Below are 15,237 nucleotides of genomic sequence, written 5' to 3' on the forward strand. Positions count from 1 at the left end.
CCCCCGCGCGGAGGGCTGGATGGCCGCGGGTCGCAAGATCCGAGGAAAGTCCGGACTCCCGTTGGCAAGGGTGCCGGGTAACGCCCGGCGGGGGTAACCCCAGGGAAAGCGCCACAGAGAAGAGACTTCCCCGCTTGCGGGGTAAAGGTGAAACGGTGGGGCAAGAGCCCACCGCGGGACTGGCAACAGGACCGGCACGGCAAGCCCCACCCGGAGCAATGCCAAATAGGGGCCTCGCGCGGGGGCCGGTCCGTGGTCGAAAGGCCGGGGATACCGCCCGCAGGGACGCCAACGCCCGAGAGGCCCGGGTTGGCAGCTTGACCGCCGTGGCAACACGGTTGGCAGAGGAATGGTCATCCAGAGGGGGAAACCTCTTGGACAAAATCCGGCTTACAGGCTCTCCGCGCATTGGCTCTCATTTCCCACATCCTTGGGCGGGATCAACTTTGCGTGCGTTTGATCCCGGACAATGCGCCGTGGAGTGCATCGGTCTTCAGTGGCGCAGGACGGAAATGCAACGTGCGTTTCCGCAATACTGGAGGACCGGGAGATGAAGGCATTCACCCTTATTGTGGTGTTGGGCATGGGCACGGCGTCTGGCGCTTTTGCCCAAGGCCAGCCTGGCTGGGGCGGTGGGCCAGGACAGGGATGGTGGCAGGGCTGGGGCTGGGACATGGGACCCGGTTACATGGGGCAGGGCCCGATGGGGCCAGGCTACATGGGGCAGGGCCAGATGGGCCAGGGCTACGGCATGGGCCAGGGGTATGGCATGGGGCCGGGATACGGCTCAGGTCCCGGGGCGGGTCAGGGCTGGGGAATGGGGCAAGGCGGGATGGGTCGCGGAATGATGATGTCCGGGCTTGATGCCGACCAGAACGGCGACATCTCGGCCGAAGAGGCGGCCGCCCATGCCGAGGCGATGTTCGCGCTGATGGATGCGAACACGGACGGTGCATTGGAGGCTGGGGAGTTCGGAGCCGGTCGCATGGGGATGATGAGCCCGTGGGGCATGATGCCGGGCATGGAAGAGCGCCACGCCGCACGCTTTGCGGCAAGGGATGGCGACGGCGATGGCAAGGTGACGATGGCCGAGTTCCTGGCCGCCGAGAAGGCGCAGTTTGACGCCGCCGACAGCGACGGAGACGGCAAGGTCACACCCTGGGAACTGCGCGCCGCGATGTGGCAATAAGGGCGCCGATAGCGGTTGACTCTGCCGTGCGCATGGCTAAAAGGCGGGCTTCAAGGATTTCACCGGGGGATACGGATTCCCCGATGCAGAGGAAACGACCATGGCAAAGCCCGCCACCATCAAGATCCGCCTGAACTCGACCGCGGGCACCGGCCACTTCTATGTGACCAAGAAGAACGCCCGTACGATGACCGAGAAGATGGTCATCAAGAAGTACGATCCCGTCAAGCGGGAGCATGTCGAGTACAAGGAAGGCAAGATCAAGTAAGATCGCGCCTGCCGCAAGTTTGGGGGCCGTGTCCGCTGGGACGCGGCCCTTTTCCTTTGCGGGGTTAAGCGCGCGCTGACGGCTGAACTGACCTATGTCATTGACCCGTGCCCGGTGACCGGCCCTTCTGGCGACGGACAGAGGAGCCATGCGATGGAACGCTATCACCGGGAAGAGCACTATGTCGCACGCGTGGGCTGGCTGAGGGCGGCGGTTCTTGGCGCGAATGACGGCATCGTCTCGACAGCCTCGCTGATCGTAGGTGTCGCGGCGGCGTCGGGCCGGGCCGAGGTGCTGATCGCGGGGGCAGCGGGGCTGGCGGCGGGGGCCCTGTCGATGGCGGCGGGGGAATATGTTTCGGTCAGCAGCCAGGCCGATACCGAACGCGCCGACATCACGCGGGAGGCGGCGGAAATCGCGGCCGATCCGCAAGAGGAGTTGCGCGCTCTGTCGGGTATCTATGAGCGGCGCGGGCTGTCGCCGGAACTGGCGGCCGAGGTGGCGGCGGCCCTGCACGAAAAGGATGCGCTTGGCGCGCATGTGCGGGACGAGCTGGGGATTTCCGAGCATACCGAGGCGAAGCCCCTGGTGGCGGCGGGTGCCTCGGCCCTGACCTTCGCCGTGGGGGCGGCATTGCCCCTGGTCACGGCAGCGATGGTGCCCGAGGCGTCGATCAGCCTGTGGGTGACGGTGCTGTCGCTGATCTTCCTGGCGGTGCTGGGCGCGGTGGGGGCGCGGGCCGGCGGCGCCTCGGTCTGGCGTGGGGTCTTGCGGGTCACCTTCTGGGGGGCGGTCGCGATGGCGGTGACGGCGGTCGTGGGCAAGCTGTTCGGTGCGGTGGTCTAGGAGGTCCGAGCCAATCTGAGCCCCCTTGATCTTCGCGTGATCGGGCCGCACCTTCGGGCGCGGGCTTTTTCATTCCGGGACCTGAATGCGACGGATCATGGTTGTCGGCGGGTCGGGGTCTGGCAAATCGACCCTTGGGCTTGCGCTGGGCCTGGCGCTGGATCTGCCGGTCTTCCATCTGGACCGGATTTACTGGGGGCCGCAGTGGCGCAAGCTTTCCGAAGACGAGCGGCTGGCGGCCGTGGAGCGCGTCCTTGCCCTGCCGGGCTATGTGCTGGAAGGCTGCTCGCCCGCAACCTATGCGGCCAGACTTGCCGACTGCGACACGTTGATCTGGCTGGACCTTAATCCTGCCTTGCGTCTGTGGCGCATCCTGACGCGGGTCCGCCGCAGCCGGGGGAAGAGCCGGGCCGACCTGCCGCCGGACAGCCCCGAGGATCACCCTGTGCATGTCCGGCGCTATTGGCGACATCTTGCCCGCGAGCTTCCTCGGGAACAGGCGGTGTTCGCGGCGCTGGCGGCCCGTGCTCCGGCGGGCACGCGGGTCATCCGGTTGCGGACGCGTCGGGCGGTCCGGCAGTTTCTGGCGGCCCATGGCGCAACGGCCCGGGTGATCGCGCCCGAGGCCTGATGCGGTCCGCTGAAATGAAAAGGGCCGGTCCTGCGACCGGCCCTTTCGTCAATGTGTCAGGCGACCTATTCGCGGTTGCCGAGGAACTGCAGCAGGAACATGAACAGGTTGATGAAGTTCATGTACAGGTTCAGCGCCCCCATGATCGCGGACTTGGCAAGCCATTCCTGATCCATCGCCTGGGCATGGGCGAGGTAGTCGTTCTTGATGTTCTGCGTGTCGAACGCGGTCAGACCCGCGAAGATCAGCACGCCGATCACCGAGATCGCGAAGGCAAGGCCCGAGGAGCCGAGGAAGATGTTCACCAGCATCGCGACGACAAGCCCGATCAGGCCGATCATCAGGAAGCGGCCGAGACCCGACAGGTCACGCTTGGTGGTGTAGCCATACAGCGACAGACCGGCGAAACCGGCGGCGGTCGCCAGGAAGGTCGTCGCGATCGAGGTGTCGGTGAAGACCTTGAAGATCCAAGCCAGCGACAGGCCCATCACCGCCGCGAAGGCGTAGAAGAACAGCTGTGCCGCAGCGGCCGACATCCGGTTGATCAGCGCGCCGAACGCGAACACCATGGCGAGGGGGGCGAACATCACCACCCAGCCCAGGATATTCGGCTGCAGCGTCATCGGATCGCGGAAGATCCCCAGAAGCGCGTCCGAGGTGCCGACAGCCCAGGCAACGCCGGCCGTGACCAGCATCGCCACGGACATCAGCCCGTAGACCTTGTTCATATGGGCGCGAAGCCCTTCATCAATCCGGACGCCGGCGCCAACGCCAACGCTGCGGATCGTATCGTATTGAGCCATGGAAGCCTCCGATGTTGTCCCTAAGGGCAACGCCGGGGGGACCGGCGCGACCTCGTGCACAGAATATTGGGAACCCGAGGGGTCATTTCAAGCACTACGCGCGCGCGAGGGAGGCGAAAACTGTCAACTTTTCAGCCCTTCCAGTGCGACGGAGCGTCCCAGCCCCGGCGCTCTGCCTCGGCCAGGGCCTCTTCGCGGGTCAGGCCGATGTCGCGCAGGAGGTGATCGTCCAGCCGGGACAGGCTGCGGCGCGACCGGGTCAGGGCCGCCATGTGAAGCAGGCGGGAGGGAAAACGCGACAGGGTCGCGGCGAGGTGGTGCAGGCGAGAGGCGAGCGGCAGGGCAAGGCGACGGCTGGACATGGCGGGCTCCATCATTCGGGTTTGTCATGGTGCGATGCGTTTGCATCAGGATGCTTGAACAATGCGTCTTTTCGATGCATGATGGAAACGAATGATTGTGAGCTCATCCATCAGGATCTGTGATATGCCGCGCAACCTTGACCTGTCTGCCCTGCGATCCTTCGTGACCGTTGCCGATGTCGGCGGCGTGACGAAGGCGGCGGGGTATCTCAACCTCACGCAGTCGGCGGTCTCGATGCAGATCAAGCGGCTGGAAGAGTCGCTTGGTCTGTCCCTCTTCCTGCGCGCGGCGCGGAAGCTGGCGCTGTCGCCCGAGGGGGAACAACTTCTGTCCTATGGACGGCGGATGCTGGCCCTGAACGACGAGGCGCTGTCGCGATTTTCGACAACAGCCTGCACCGGGTCGATCCGGCTGGGGGTGCCGCACGACATTGTCTATCCGGCGATCCCCGGCATCTTGAAGCGGATGGCTCAGACCTACCCCTGCGTGCAGGTGAATCTGGTCTCGTCCTTCACGCTGGCGATGAAAGATGAGTTCGGCCGTGGCGGCTTCGACGTGATCGTGACCACCGAGGATGCGCCGGGCCACGGCGCTGAGGTGCTGGGTGCGCGGCCGCTGGTCTGGGTCGGCGCGCCCGAGGGCAAGGCCTGGCAGCGGCGGCCGCTGCGGCTGGGGTTCAAGGACGGATGCATCTTCCGTCCCACTGCCACGGGCGCGCTGGACCGTGCCGGAATCCCGTGGGAAATGGCCACCGGCGGCGAAAGCGAGCAGGCGGTTGAGGCGATGGTGGCGGCGGATCTTGCGATCTCGGCGCGGATGGCGGGCAATATTCCCGCGGACACCGAGGTCATCGAGGCGCAGAACCAGCTGCCGGCGCTGGGTGAAATGAAGCTGGCGCTTTACCGGTCTCCAACCGCGACGAGCGAGGCGGTGGACATGCTGATGGCCGAATTGCGCGTGGCCTATTGCTGCTGACCGACCCGGATCACCACCTTGCCGGTGGCCTTGCGGTCACGCAGCAGGGCCAGGCCTTCGGGAAAGGCCTCGAAGGGCAGGATATGGCTGACATGCGGGCGGATCAGCCCCTCGGCCCGCCAGCGCAGAAGCTCGGCCATGCTCGCGGCGACGAGACCGGGCGCGTGCGCCTCCATCCCGCCATACCAGAAACCCGACACCGTCAGGTTCTTTACCAGAAGGAGGTTCGCCGGGATCTGCGGCACCTCACCCGAGGCAAAGCCGATGGCCAGAAGTCGTCCTTCCGGCTTGCAGGCACGCAGGGCGGCGTCGAAGGCGGGGCCGCCCACGGCGTCGTAGACGACATCCACCCCGCCTTCGGCCCGCAAGGCTTCTTTCAGGTCTGGCGCGTCGCTGTCGATCAGGACATCCGCCCCCGCGGCCTTGGCAACCGCCAGACGCTTTACCCCGCGGGCCGAGGCGATGACCCGCGCGCCCAGACGCTTGCCGATCTCGACCGCGGTCAGTCCGACACCGCCCGCCGCGCCGGTCACGAACAGTGTCTCACCGGCCCGCAACCGCGCGGTGTGGCTTAGCGCAAGGTGGGATGTGCCGTAGGCAATGGGAAAACCGGCCGCTTCGTCAAAGCTCATGACGTCCGGGATCGGGACGACACGCCCGGCAGGCAGCACGATTTGTCGGGCCAGAGCCCCCGCAGAACAGGTCGCCAGGACCCGGGTACCCGGCGCGGGCCCCTCTGTGTCCGGTCCCAGGGCAAGGATGGTGCCGGACAGCTCCATCCCCGGAGTGAACGGAAACGGGTGCCGAACCTGGTACTTGCCCTGAATCGCAAGCATATCCGCAAAGTTGAGCCCGACTGCTTCCACCTGAACAACGACTTCGCCTTTAACGGGAAAATCGTTCTTGATATTGGCCAGAACAGGCGTAGAGCTGGGATTGTTGACCTGCCACGCCTGCATTTGCGGCTCCTCCTTGGGTGGTTGTTTCTACTACCTGCGGTGTAGGGTTTTTAATCGACCTACAGTTTCTTGCAACGCAATGATCACGGGATTCGCAATGTGCAATCGGGTCTGCGGCAGTTGTGCAAAATGCAAAGCAAAATGCGATACCACTATAGGGCGAGTCATGATTCGGTCCGACTCGTTCCGCGGGTCGATAGGGACAACCACACCGTGTGTTATACGCGTGTATAATTGGACTTGTCCAAAAGGATAGGTTTTGGCCCCCCAGATTTTTTTTTAACGGAAAGTGAACGCTCGCCCAGCTTTGGCACGGAATCTGCTTATAGATTACCGAGGGGAACGGACACTCGTTTTTGGAGTACAGAATGAAGCATCCCGTAGACGCACATGTTGGTAAGCGCATCCGTCACCGCCGCTGGATGGTGGGCATGACGCAACAGCAGCTTGCCGACAAGGTTGGAATCAAGTTCCAGCAGATTCAGAAATACGAGACCGGCATGAACCGGGTCAGCGCATCGCGCCTCTGGGACGTGGCCGATGCACTGGGAGTTCAGATCTCGTTCTTCTTCGAAGGTCTCGCCGAAGGTCAGGTCAACTCGGCGTATGCCCACGGCGACATGATGTCGGACAAGGAGGCCCTGGAACTGGTGCGCTCCTACTATGCGATCCCGGAGGCTCAGCGTCGTCGGCTGTTCGACCTGGCCCGCGTGCTGTCAGAAGCTGCCTGAATGCCTTGACCTTGTCCCCGTGCGCGGTTAGCGCCCGGGGATTGGGCTGAAAGGCCCATCAGGTCAGGGAGAGGATCATGCGGGTTTCACCGGCGCTTGCGGCTGATCTTGTCGCAACGGCGCATGAACTGGCGGATGTGGCGCGCGTTGTGACCCTGTCCCATTTCCGGACCCGCTCTCTTGAAGCTGAAACCAAGGAAGCCCATCGGTTCGACCCGGTGACGGCGGCTGACCGGCTGTCGGAACAGCGCATGCGCGACGTTCTGCAGCGTCGGCGGCCCTTGGACGGGATCCTGGGCGAGGAATATGGCTCCAGCTCCGGGTTGAGCGGCCTGACCTGGGTGCTCGATCCCATCGACGGAACCCGGGGCTATCTGTCGGGCACGCCCACCTGGGGTGTCCTGATCTCGGTCCGCGATGCCGAGGGCGTGCTGTATGGCATCATCGACCAACCCTACATTGGTGAGCGGTTCGAGGGCGGCCTTGGACTGTCGCGGATGCGCGGCCCGATGGGTGAGGCTGATCTGGCCGTCCGCCCGGCGCGGCCGCTGGGGCAATCCATCCTGTTCACGACCTTCCCCGAAGTGGGCACCGCTGCCGAGGGTGCCGCCTTTCGGCGCGTGGCGGCGGGGGTCAAGCTGGTGCGCTATGGCACCGACTGCTACGCCTATGCACTGATCGCCGCCGGCCAGATCGACCTGGTGATCGAGGCGGGGTTGCAGGCCTATGACGTGCAGGCGCCGATCGCGGTGATCGAGGCGGCGGGCGGCATCGTCACCGACTGGCAGGGACGCCCGGCGCTGGACGGCGGGCAGATCCTAGCGGCCGCCAACCGACAGGTTCATGCCGAGGCGCTGGCCCTGCTGAACCAGTAGCCCGGGCCGCTGCTGCCAGACCCTTTATCCGTCGCCGTCTGAAACAGCTTCTCGCCTTGGCCATTTGCCTGGCTCTTGTCGGCTGGCGCCCCCTCGGGCTAGGGTGCGAGAGCCGGACGTGTCCTTCGCCCTTCTGACGGACGGCTTTGGTTTCCCCTGAAACCGAAGGGTGCGCAACGGGTGCACCCATGACCGATCTTTTGATCCGCAATGCCGATGTCGTGGTGACGATGAATGCAGCACGATCCGAGCTTTCGGGCGCGGATGTGCTGATCCGGGACGGGAGTGTCGCCTCGGTCGGGCAGGGACTGCCGACCCAGGGGGCGGAGGTGATCGAGGCGCGCGGCTGCGTGGTCACCCCGGGTCTGGTGAACACGCATCACCATCTGTACCAGACACTGACTCGGGCCGTGCCGGGCGGGCAGGATGCGCTCCTCTTCGGTTGGCTGAAGACGCTGTATCCGATCTGGGCAAGGTTCGGGCCCGAAGAGATGTTCACCTCGGCCCAGGTCGGACTGGCAGAACTGGCGCTTTCGGGCTGCACGATGACATCCGACCACCTGTATCTCTATCCGAACGGCGCGCGGCTGGATGACACGATTGCAGCGGCGACAGAGGTCGGTCTGCGGTTCCACCCGACACGCGGCGCGATGTCGATCGGCGAAAGCGCGGGGGGGCTGCCGCCCGACAGCCTGGTTGAAAAGGAACCCGCGATCCTGGACGACATGATCCGGGTCGTTGACCGGTTTCACGATCCGAAGCCGGGGGCAATGGTACGGGTCGGACTGGCGCCCTGTTCGCCCTTCTCGGTCAGCCGCGAGTTGATGCGGGACGCAGCCCTTCTGGCGCGGGACAAGGGCGTGATGCTGCACACTCATCTGGCCGAGAACGACGAAGATATCGCCTATTCCCTGGCCCAGTTCGGCTGCCGCCCCGGCCAGTATGCCGAGGACCTGGGATGGACCGGGCCGGATGTCTGGCACGCGCATTGCGTCAAGCTGGATAGTTCGGAAATTGAACTTTTCAGCCGGTCGAGGACGGGTATTGCCCATTGTCCATGTTCGAATTGTAGACTTGGGTCCGGCATCGCCCCGGTGCGCGCGATGCGGGACCGGGGGGTGAAGGTCGGGCTTGGGGTCGATGGTTCGGCCTCGAACGACGCGGGCAACCTGATCACCGAGGCGCGGATGGCGATGCTGTTGCAGCGGGTTGCCAAGGGCGCGGATGCGATGAGCGCGCGCGAGGCGCTGGAGATTGCGACGCTCGGGGGGGCAGGAGTTCTGGGGCGCGGCGACCTGGGATCAATCGAGGTGGGCAAGCGGGCCGACCTGGCAATCTGGGACATGACCGGGGTCGAGGCGGCGGGGTCCTGGGACCCGGTCGCGGCGCTGGTTCTTTGCGGTCCGACGCGGGTGAAGGATCTGATCGTCGAGGGTCGGCAGGTGGTGCGGGACGGGCAGATGACGACCATTGATCTTCCGCGGCTTCTGGAAGGCCAGCGCCGACTTGCGACAAGACTGGCGGGGTAACATCCGGTTTTCCCGCCCTTTCGGACTCTGCAGAAGCTGGGCAAGGTCGCCGCATGGCAACCAAGGAGTCCCTGCATGCGCTATCTGTCCGCCCTTGCCCTGACGCTGGCCATTGGACTGCCTGCTGCGGCACAGACGGTACTTTCGGAAGTCAGCGGAAACTGGGCCGGCCCCTCGAACACCGGTTTCTACTTCACGGCGCAGCTGGTCCAGAACAAGGATCGTCTTGGCCTGGTGATCTGGAACGGCAACGATGGCGCGCCCGGCACGTCGGGCAGTCCGGAATTCGACAACCGCGAAATCGAACTGGGCGCCTTTGCGACCCGGCAGGACCTGGAGGTGCTGGACAGCCCGAACGGCAGCATCCTGCAGATCACGGTCGAGTTCGCCGATGAAGAGGCCGAGGGTCGGTCGGTCACCCAGATCCAGCGGATCGACAACCAGTACACGGTGGTCGGTTACTATCATCGGTCGTCGTTCTACAACCCCGGCGGCGAGCCCTATTCCTATGACTGCGACGTCGATCTCTGGAACATGGTCTCGGTCGACAACGGCACCCGGCGGCAGCTGGAGCCGGTGGGCTTCGAGGCGCTGAACGCGAGCGACTGGACCTTCGGTGCGGCCTTCGACCGGGGCTTCTGCACGCGGGCCGAGTAGGGTAGAACGGCCTTTCAGGAGGCCCCATGTCCCACGACTATGCTGCCCAGCGGCGCGACACGTTCCAGACCTTCCGCCAGTCGAAGGGGGTGAGCCTGCCGAAGACGGCGGTGGTGGAGTTTGCCTTCTTCATCGAGGAGCTGGATGCCAGCTGGGCCGCCTTCGAACGCGCGCTGCGGCTGGCGGGGTTCACGACGCGGCGGCTGAAGGATGGCGAGACGCTGATCGCCTCGTTCGGGCCGATGCCGGTCACGCCGGAGGCGATCTGGGAACGGGAACATGCGGCCACGGAAATCGCCCTGAAGCATGACTTCTACCCGGACGGCTGGGAGCTGGCGGAGTAGGCTGTCCACGCAGGACAGATTTTCAAATTGAGTTGAATCAATCGGTTACGCTTGGCGATTCAGGTGGTCCTTACCATAATGACCGGGCTCCCCAAGCCCCGTCCAACGGAGGGGAAGGGGAGGTGCCAGCGGCACTGGCGTCGCACGTCAGCCTCGGGCGTATTTGCGGGTTGGGGCGGTTGTCAAATTGAGCGCCTGTGGCGCGAAGACTCTTTGTCTCGGCTTTGCGCGTGAAGAACGCGCAAAGCCTCGGGAGCCTCCGGCGGGAGTATTTGGGACATGGGCAAGGCCCTTTGGGTCAGGTCGCCAGGCGTTTGCCGTTCACCCAGACTTCCGCGATGGCCCGGTCGTCGCCCATCATGATTGTGGGGAACAGCTGCTGCCAGAGGTCCGTGGCGCGTCGCGTCGACTGTTCGATGGCGGGGGTGGAGGCGAGGTCGATGACGATGAGGTCGGCCTCCATCCCCGGGGCGAGGTTGCCAATCTTGTCCTCGCAGCGGAGCGCACGGGCGGAGCCTTGGGTGGCAAGCCACCAGAGCTGCGCGGGGTGCAAGGACTGTCCGCGAAGCTGGGCGACCTCGTAGGCGGCGGCCATCGTACGCAGCATCGAGAAGTTCGAGCCGCCGCCCGTGTCGGTGGCAAGGCCGACACGAAGCCGGGTGGCGAGGGTCATGTCGAAGAGACCCGAGCCGATGAAGGTGTTCGAGGTCGGGCAATGGACGAGGCTTGCCCCGGCCTCGATCAGGCGGGATTTTTCGCGGTCGGTCAGATGGATGGCGTGGCCGTAGACAGCACCTTCGCGGAGCAGCCCTTGCGCCTCATAGGTGTCGAGGTAGTCGCGGGACTGCGGGAAGAGGTCCTTCACCCATGCGATCTCGTCGGTCTGTTCGCTGAGGTGGGTCTGCATCAGGCAGTCGGGGTATTCGCGCCAGAGCTGGCCCAGGGCGGCGAGCTGTTCCGGCGTCGAAGTGGGCGAGAAGCGTGGGGTGATGACATAGGACAGGCGGTCCTGGCCGTGCCATTTCTCAAGCAGCTGCTTGCTGTCGTCGTAGGCCGATTGGGCGGTGTCGCGGAGGCCCTCGGGGGCGTTGCGGTCCATGCAGGTCTTGCCAGCGAAAATCCGCATGCCGCGCGACTGGGCAGCGGTGAAGATGGCGTCAACGCTGGCCGGGTGGATCGTGGCGTAAGAGCAGACGGTGGTGGTGCCGCGGGCGAGGATCAGGTCGAGGTAGCGGTTCGCTATCTCCTCCGCATAGGCGGGATCACTGAAGCGCATTTCTTCGGGGAAGGTGTAGGTGTTCAGCCAGTCGATCAGGCGCTTGCCCCAGGAGGCGATGATCGCGGTCTGGGGGTAGTGGACGTGGGCGTCGATGAAGCCTGCGGAGATGAGCTTCTGCCCATGGTCGTGGATGCGGGCCTGGGGGTAGCGGGTGCGCAAGGCGTCAGCCTCGCCCACGGCGCTGATGCGGCCCTGTTCGACGGCGACCGCGCCCCGGGTCAGGACCCGCGCGGCCGAGAGGCCTTCGGTGAAGGGATCGCCGGCGAAGCTGAGCACCTGGCCCAGAAGAAGATCGGTCATGGGGCACCTTTCGAACCGGCACAGGGTAGAGTGTTTCGCGGGCCCGGTAAATTTTCCACTGCAGATCAAGGCTTGAAACTGTTTCGCAAAAGCGCGAAGGCCGGGGTGCGGGGCGAATGGGCAGCGGGCTTTGCCGTTGCCGGAAAAGCGGCCTAAGGTCGGCGGAAGAGCGGAGGGTCGCATGGCGGAGACGACAGTCAAGACGACGCCGGACGCGATGGATGCGGCGACGCTTGAGGCGACACTGGATGCGGCGCTGGATGCCGCCCGCGCCGGGGATTCCGCCCGGGTCGAAGCACTGTTGGAGCCGGTCCACCCGGCCGACGTCGCCGACCTTCTGGAGCAGGTTTCGGAGTCCGACCGCGAGGCGCTGCTTGCGATGGGTTCGGCCGTCATCGACGGCGAGGTGCTGTCCGAGATCAGCGATGCTATCCGCGAGGACGTGCTGGGCGCGCTGCCCGACGAGGTGGTGGCCGAAGCGCTGCGGGAGCTCGACTCCGACGACCTTGTGGACATCGTCGAGGATCTGGAGGCCGAGGATCAGGGCCGCCTTTTGGGCGCGATGGATGCGGCTGACCGGATGGCGGTGGAGCAGGCGCTGGCCTGGCCGGAGTATTCCGCAGGCCGGTTGATGCAGCGCGAGCTGGTGGTGGCGCCGGAGCACTGGACGGTGGGCGAAGCCATTGATTTCCTTCGCGGAGCCGACCATCTGCCCGACCAGTTCTACCATGTGATTCTGGTCGACCCGCGGATGGCCCCGGTGGGCTATGTGACGCTGGGGCGCGTGTTGTCGTCGGGCCGTGACGTGGCGCTGAAGGCGATCACCGAGGAGAGTTTCCGCACCGTCGCGGCCACGGACGAGGAGGCGGATGTCGCCTATATCTTCAACCAGTATCACCTGATTTCCTGTCCCGTCGTCGATGGCTCGGGCCGGCTGGTCGGGGTCATCACCATCGACGACGCGATGAACGTGCTGGATGAGGAGCATGAGGAGGACATGCTGCGTCTGGCCGGTGTGGGCGACGAGGCGGATGTCAGCGACGGGCCGGTCGAGACGGTGAAGCAGCGGTTGCCCTGGCTGGTGATCAACCTGTTCACGGCGTCCTTGTCAGCGCTGGTCATCAGCCAGTTCGAGGCGACCATTGCCTCGATCGTCGTGCTGGCGGCGCTCATGCCGATCGTGGCGTCCACAGGCGGGATTGCGGGGACGCAGTCGCTGGCGGTGGCGGTCCGGGCCCTGGCGACACGGGACCTGACGCGGGCGAACGCGGGGCGGGTGGTGCGGCGGGAACTGCTCGCGGGGCTGATGAACGGGATCGGGCTGGCACTGATCCTTGGGGCCGCCGGGGTGCTGATCTTCGGCGACTGGCATCTGGGGCTGGTGCTGGGCTTGGCGATGATCGTGAACCAGATCGTGGCGGCCTTGGGCGGCGTGCTGGTGCCCCTGACGCTGGAGCGTATGGGGCTGGACCCGGCGCTGGCGAGCGGCACGTTCGTGACGACGCTGACGGATGTGATGGGGTTCTTTGCCTTTCTCGGGCTGGCGACGGTGATGCTGACATGACGGATGTGAAAGCTGAGGCGCGGGCAAAGGCCTTTGCGCGGCGGGCAGAGGCATTTGCGGCGGGGCAGGGCCAGGCGGCAGAGATCCTGGCGGATTACCTGTCGGGGCATCGGGGCAAGGTCCTGTCAGGCTACATGCCGATGCGGACCGAGATTGATCCCCTCCCCGCGATGGCGGCGCATCAGGGGCCGGTGGGTGTGCCGGTGATCATGGAGAAGGCCACGCCCTTGCGGTTCCGGGAATGGTCGCCGGGCTGCAGGCTGGTCGAGGGCGCGTTCAAGGCGATGATCCCCGAGGAGGGGGCCTGGGTCGAGCCGGAGGTGCTGATCGTGCCTTTGCTCGCCTGGGACCGGCGGGGGTTCCGCTTAGGCTATGGTGGGGGGTTCTACGACCGGACGCTGGAGGGGCTGCGGGCGCGGGGGAGGGTGCTGGCGGTGGGGTTCGCCTTCGCGGCGCAGGAGGTGGAGGCCGTGCCGATTGACGAGTTCGATCAGCGGCTGGATGCGGTAGTGACGGAAAAGGGCATCACGGTTTTCGCGTGACGCCCCAAAATCCTTCGAAGGATTTTGCAAAAGTTTTCGAAAACTTTTGCGCCCTTCAGTGCGCGATGTCTTCCTGGCGGACGAACATGTTGCCCCAGGCCCGGTCGATCAATTCGGGCGTCATCTGGTAGGGGATGTTCTCGAAGTCGCAGACCGCGATCATCTGGTCGATCAGGAAGACCGGCTGATAGTTCGCGTAGTTGTTCTGGATCGTCGGGAACTTGACCTTCATCAGGTGCATCAGCGCGGTTTCGTCCAGCGGCATCTTCTTCTTGCGGGCGACCATTGCGAAGATCTTAAGGAAGTTCTCCTGGGACGGGCCGTCGATCTTGATCTTGAAGAAGATACGCCGCAGGGCCGCGCCGTCGAAGATCTGGTTCGGGTGGAAGTTGGTCGAGAAGATGACCAGCGTGTCGAAGGGCACGGTGAACTTTTCGCCCGACTGCAGCGCCAGGATGTCGCGGCTTTCTTCCAGCGGCACGATCCAGCGGTTGACGATCTTTTGCGGCGGTTCGGCCTGGCGGCCAAGGTCGTCGATGATGAAGATGCCGCCGGTGGCCTTCAGCTGCAGGGGGGCCTGATAGGTTCGGGCCGTGGGGTTGTAGTTCAGGTCCAGCATGTCGAGGCTGAGTTCACCGCCGGTGATGACCGAGGGACGCTCGCAGTAGACATAGCGGTTGTCGAAGCGGTTCGAGGTGCGGCGCAGGGAGTTCGGGTCGTCCACCGCCATCTCGGCCGAGGAGTGGACGATCGGGTCGTAGACGCTGATGATCTGACCGGAATATTCGATGGCGCGGGGGACATAGACCTTGTCGCCAAGGGCAGCGCGGATGCCATGCGAAATCGAGGATTTGCCGTTGCCGGGCGGGCCGTAAAGCAGGATCGAGCGGCCCGAGGTCACGGCAGGGCCGAGGTTGTCGATCAGGTCGGGCGGCAGGATCAGGTGGCCCATGCCGGAGAGAAGCTGTTCGCGGTTCAGACGGATGTCGCGGACCGACTGGCGCTTGATCTGCACCGAATACTGGTCCAGCGGCACCGGCATCGCGCCGTAGTATTCCGACTGGGACAGGGCGTCGAGTGCGCGGGCCTTTCCGGCATCGGTCAGCTCGTACGACATCTCGTTCGACGCCGTCGCGGACATTGTGCCCATCGCGGTCAAGAGCTTTTGCGTCCGCGCGAGGTCAACCAGTTCCTGGGTCAGCGGGACTGGCAGGCAGATGATCTTTGAAAGCGTCGTGACCTGCGACTGGTTGGTGCGGAACATCGACTTCAACAGGATGTCGCGCATCATGATGATCGACAGGCCGGTATCTTCCAGCGAGCGGGGCGAGGGCGGCGGTTGCACGCCCGATACCGGGGCCTCAGCGTTCATAGGGCAAGCT

General features: G+C 65.0%; 17 protein-coding genes and 1 other RNA gene. 13 read left to right on the forward strand and 5 right to left on the reverse strand.

The features are described 5' to 3' along the window. The first annotated feature begins 7 nt into the window (after positions 1-7). From rnpB to E8M84_RS06665, 5 genes are all read left to right on the forward strand, one after another. Positions 8-409, forward strand: an RNA gene (rnpB, locus tag E8M84_RS06645) — RNase P RNA component class A. A 141-nt stretch (positions 410-550) separates the two neighbouring features. Beyond that, on the forward strand, positions 551-1,189 hold the full coding sequence (locus E8M84_RS06650) for an EF-hand domain-containing protein (RefSeq protein ID WP_137110358.1): 639 nt from the start codon (positions 551-553) through the stop codon (positions 1,187-1,189). Positions 1,190-1,289: 100 nt separating this feature from the next. Then, entirely contained in the window at positions 1,290-1,457 is a 168-nt protein-coding gene (rpmG, locus tag E8M84_RS06655; protein WP_135448918.1) for a 50S ribosomal protein L33, read from the forward strand. Positions 1,458-1,610: 153 nt separating this feature from the next. Then, a complete protein-coding gene (locus tag E8M84_RS06660) occupies positions 1,611-2,303 on the forward strand; it encodes a VIT family protein (RefSeq protein ID WP_137110359.1) in 693 nt (230 codons plus the stop codon). A gap of 85 nt (positions 2,304-2,388) precedes the next feature. Beyond that, on the forward strand, positions 2,389-2,934 hold the full coding sequence (locus tag E8M84_RS06665) for an AAA family ATPase (RefSeq protein WP_137110360.1): 546 nt from the start codon (positions 2,389-2,391) through the stop codon (positions 2,932-2,934). A gap of 65 nt (positions 2,935-2,999) precedes the next feature. On the opposite strand, the gene E8M84_RS06670 is transcribed toward E8M84_RS06665, so the two are convergent. Both E8M84_RS06670 and E8M84_RS06675 read right to left on the reverse strand, forming a co-directional pair. After that, entirely contained in the window at positions 3,000-3,737 is a 738-nt protein-coding gene (locus E8M84_RS06670; protein WP_137110361.1) for a Bax inhibitor-1/YccA family protein, read from the reverse strand. Positions 3,738-3,868: 131 nt separating this feature from the next. Further along, positions 3,869-4,099: a DUF1127 domain-containing protein gene (locus tag E8M84_RS06675; protein WP_137110362.1), complete on the reverse strand. Its 231-nt coding sequence runs from the start codon at positions 4,097-4,099 to the stop codon at positions 3,869-3,871. Between the two features lie 124 nt (positions 4,100-4,223). Here E8M84_RS06675 and E8M84_RS06680 point away from each other — a divergent pair, with 124 nt between their 5' ends. Continuing rightward, a complete protein-coding gene (locus E8M84_RS06680) occupies positions 4,224-5,075 on the forward strand; it encodes a LysR family transcriptional regulator (RefSeq protein WP_137110363.1) in 852 nt (283 codons plus the stop codon). Here the strand turns inward: E8M84_RS06680 and E8M84_RS06685 are convergent. Continuing rightward, on the reverse strand, positions 5,063-6,034 hold the full coding sequence (locus E8M84_RS06685; RefSeq protein WP_137110364.1) for an NADPH:quinone oxidoreductase family protein: 972 nt from the start codon (positions 6,032-6,034) through the stop codon (positions 5,063-5,065). The two genes, E8M84_RS06680 and E8M84_RS06685, sit on opposite strands and share 13 nt — an antisense overlap. Before the next feature lie 368 nt (positions 6,035-6,402). Between E8M84_RS06685 and E8M84_RS06690 the strand changes: the two genes are divergently transcribed. The 5 genes from E8M84_RS06690 (at position 6,403) to E8M84_RS06710 (ending at position 10,170) form a co-directional block, all read left to right on the forward strand. Beyond that, entirely contained in the window at positions 6,403-6,765 is a 363-nt protein-coding gene (locus tag E8M84_RS06690) for a helix-turn-helix domain-containing protein (protein ID WP_137110365.1), read from the forward strand. Between the two features lie 77 nt (positions 6,766-6,842). Next, positions 6,843-7,640, forward strand: coding sequence for an inositol monophosphatase family protein (locus E8M84_RS06695; protein WP_137110366.1), 798 nt, complete (start codon positions 6,843-6,845; stop codon positions 7,638-7,640). Positions 7,641-7,828: 188 nt separating this feature from the next. Continuing rightward, positions 7,829-9,169, forward strand: coding sequence for an 8-oxoguanine deaminase (locus E8M84_RS06700; RefSeq protein ID WP_137110367.1), 1,341 nt, complete (start codon positions 7,829-7,831; stop codon positions 9,167-9,169). Between the two features lie 75 nt (positions 9,170-9,244). Continuing rightward, positions 9,245-9,826 (forward strand): hypothetical protein, encoded by a 582-nt coding sequence (locus tag E8M84_RS06705; protein WP_137110368.1) that lies wholly within the window; start codon positions 9,245-9,247, stop codon positions 9,824-9,826. A 26-nt stretch (positions 9,827-9,852) separates the two neighbouring features. Further along, on the forward strand, positions 9,853-10,170 hold the full coding sequence (locus E8M84_RS06710; protein ID WP_137110369.1) for a ribonuclease E inhibitor RraB: 318 nt from the start codon (positions 9,853-9,855) through the stop codon (positions 10,168-10,170). A gap of 298 nt (positions 10,171-10,468) precedes the next feature. Here the strand turns inward: E8M84_RS06710 and guaD are convergent, their stop codons facing one another. Beyond that, positions 10,469-11,749, reverse strand: coding sequence for a guanine deaminase (gene guaD / locus E8M84_RS06715; RefSeq protein ID WP_137110370.1), 1,281 nt, complete (start codon positions 11,747-11,749; stop codon positions 10,469-10,471). Positions 11,750-11,966: 217 nt separating this feature from the next. Here guaD and mgtE point away from each other — a divergent pair, with 217 nt between their 5' ends. Both mgtE and E8M84_RS06725 read left to right on the forward strand, forming a co-directional pair. Next, positions 11,967-13,313, forward strand: coding sequence for a magnesium transporter (gene mgtE, locus E8M84_RS06720; RefSeq protein ID WP_240790329.1), 1,347 nt, complete (start codon positions 11,967-11,969; stop codon positions 13,311-13,313). Further along, entirely contained in the window at positions 13,310-13,855 is a 546-nt protein-coding gene (locus tag E8M84_RS06725; RefSeq protein WP_137110372.1) for a 5-formyltetrahydrofolate cyclo-ligase, read from the forward strand. Before mgtE ends, E8M84_RS06725 begins: the two co-directional genes overlap by 4 nt. Before the next feature lie 55 nt (positions 13,856-13,910). On the opposite strand, the gene E8M84_RS06730 is transcribed toward E8M84_RS06725, so the two are convergent. Then, positions 13,911-15,227: an ATPase gene (locus tag E8M84_RS06730; protein ID WP_137110373.1), complete on the reverse strand. Its 1,317-nt coding sequence runs from the start codon at positions 15,225-15,227 to the stop codon at positions 13,911-13,913. Positions 15,228-15,237: the final 10 nt, after the last annotated feature.

The sequence above is a fragment of the Rhodobacter sp. SY28-1 genome, assembly GCF_005222785.1.
Classification (GTDB): Bacteria; Pseudomonadota; Alphaproteobacteria; order Rhodobacterales; family Rhodobacteraceae; genus Tabrizicola.

Coding starts and splice junctions, on each gene's coding strand:
- E8M84_RS06690 (WP_137110365.1), top strand. CDS start 6,403: ATGAAGCATCCCGTAGACGCACATGTTGGTAAGCGCATCCGTCACCGC.
- E8M84_RS06730 (WP_137110373.1), bottom strand. CDS start 15,227: ATGAACGCTGAGGCCCCGGTATCGGGCGTGCAACCGCCGCCCTCGCCC.
- E8M84_RS06675 (WP_137110362.1), bottom strand. CDS start 4,099: ATGTCCAGCCGTCGCCTTGCCCTGCCGCTCGCCTCTCGCCTGCACCAC.
- E8M84_RS06710 (WP_137110369.1), top strand. CDS start 9,853: ATGTCCCACGACTATGCTGCCCAGCGGCGCGACACGTTCCAGACCTTC.
- E8M84_RS06680 (WP_137110363.1), top strand. CDS start 4,224: ATGCCGCGCAACCTTGACCTGTCTGCCCTGCGATCCTTCGTGACCGTT.
- E8M84_RS06650 (WP_137110358.1), top strand. CDS start 551: ATGAAGGCATTCACCCTTATTGTGGTGTTGGGCATGGGCACGGCGTCT.
- mgtE (WP_240790329.1), top strand. CDS start 11,967: ATGGATGCGGCGACGCTTGAGGCGACACTGGATGCGGCGCTGGATGCC.
- E8M84_RS06685 (WP_137110364.1), bottom strand. CDS start 6,034: ATGCAGGCGTGGCAGGTCAACAATCCCAGCTCTACGCCTGTTCTGGCC.
- E8M84_RS06700 (WP_137110367.1), top strand. CDS start 7,829: ATGACCGATCTTTTGATCCGCAATGCCGATGTCGTGGTGACGATGAAT.
- E8M84_RS06725 (WP_137110372.1), top strand. CDS start 13,310: ATGACGGATGTGAAAGCTGAGGCGCGGGCAAAGGCCTTTGCGCGGCGG.
- rpmG (WP_135448918.1), top strand. CDS start 1,290: ATGGCAAAGCCCGCCACCATCAAGATCCGCCTGAACTCGACCGCGGGC.
- E8M84_RS06705 (WP_137110368.1), top strand. CDS start 9,245: ATGCGCTATCTGTCCGCCCTTGCCCTGACGCTGGCCATTGGACTGCCT.
- E8M84_RS06670 (WP_137110361.1), bottom strand. CDS start 3,737: ATGGCTCAATACGATACGATCCGCAGCGTTGGCGTTGGCGCCGGCGTC.
- E8M84_RS06695 (WP_137110366.1), top strand. CDS start 6,843: ATGCGGGTTTCACCGGCGCTTGCGGCTGATCTTGTCGCAACGGCGCAT.
- E8M84_RS06660 (WP_137110359.1), top strand. CDS start 1,611: ATGGAACGCTATCACCGGGAAGAGCACTATGTCGCACGCGTGGGCTGG.
- E8M84_RS06665 (WP_137110360.1), top strand. CDS start 2,389: ATGCGACGGATCATGGTTGTCGGCGGGTCGGGGTCTGGCAAATCGACC.
- guaD (WP_137110370.1), bottom strand. CDS start 11,749: ATGACCGATCTTCTTCTGGGCCAGGTGCTCAGCTTCGCCGGCGATCCC.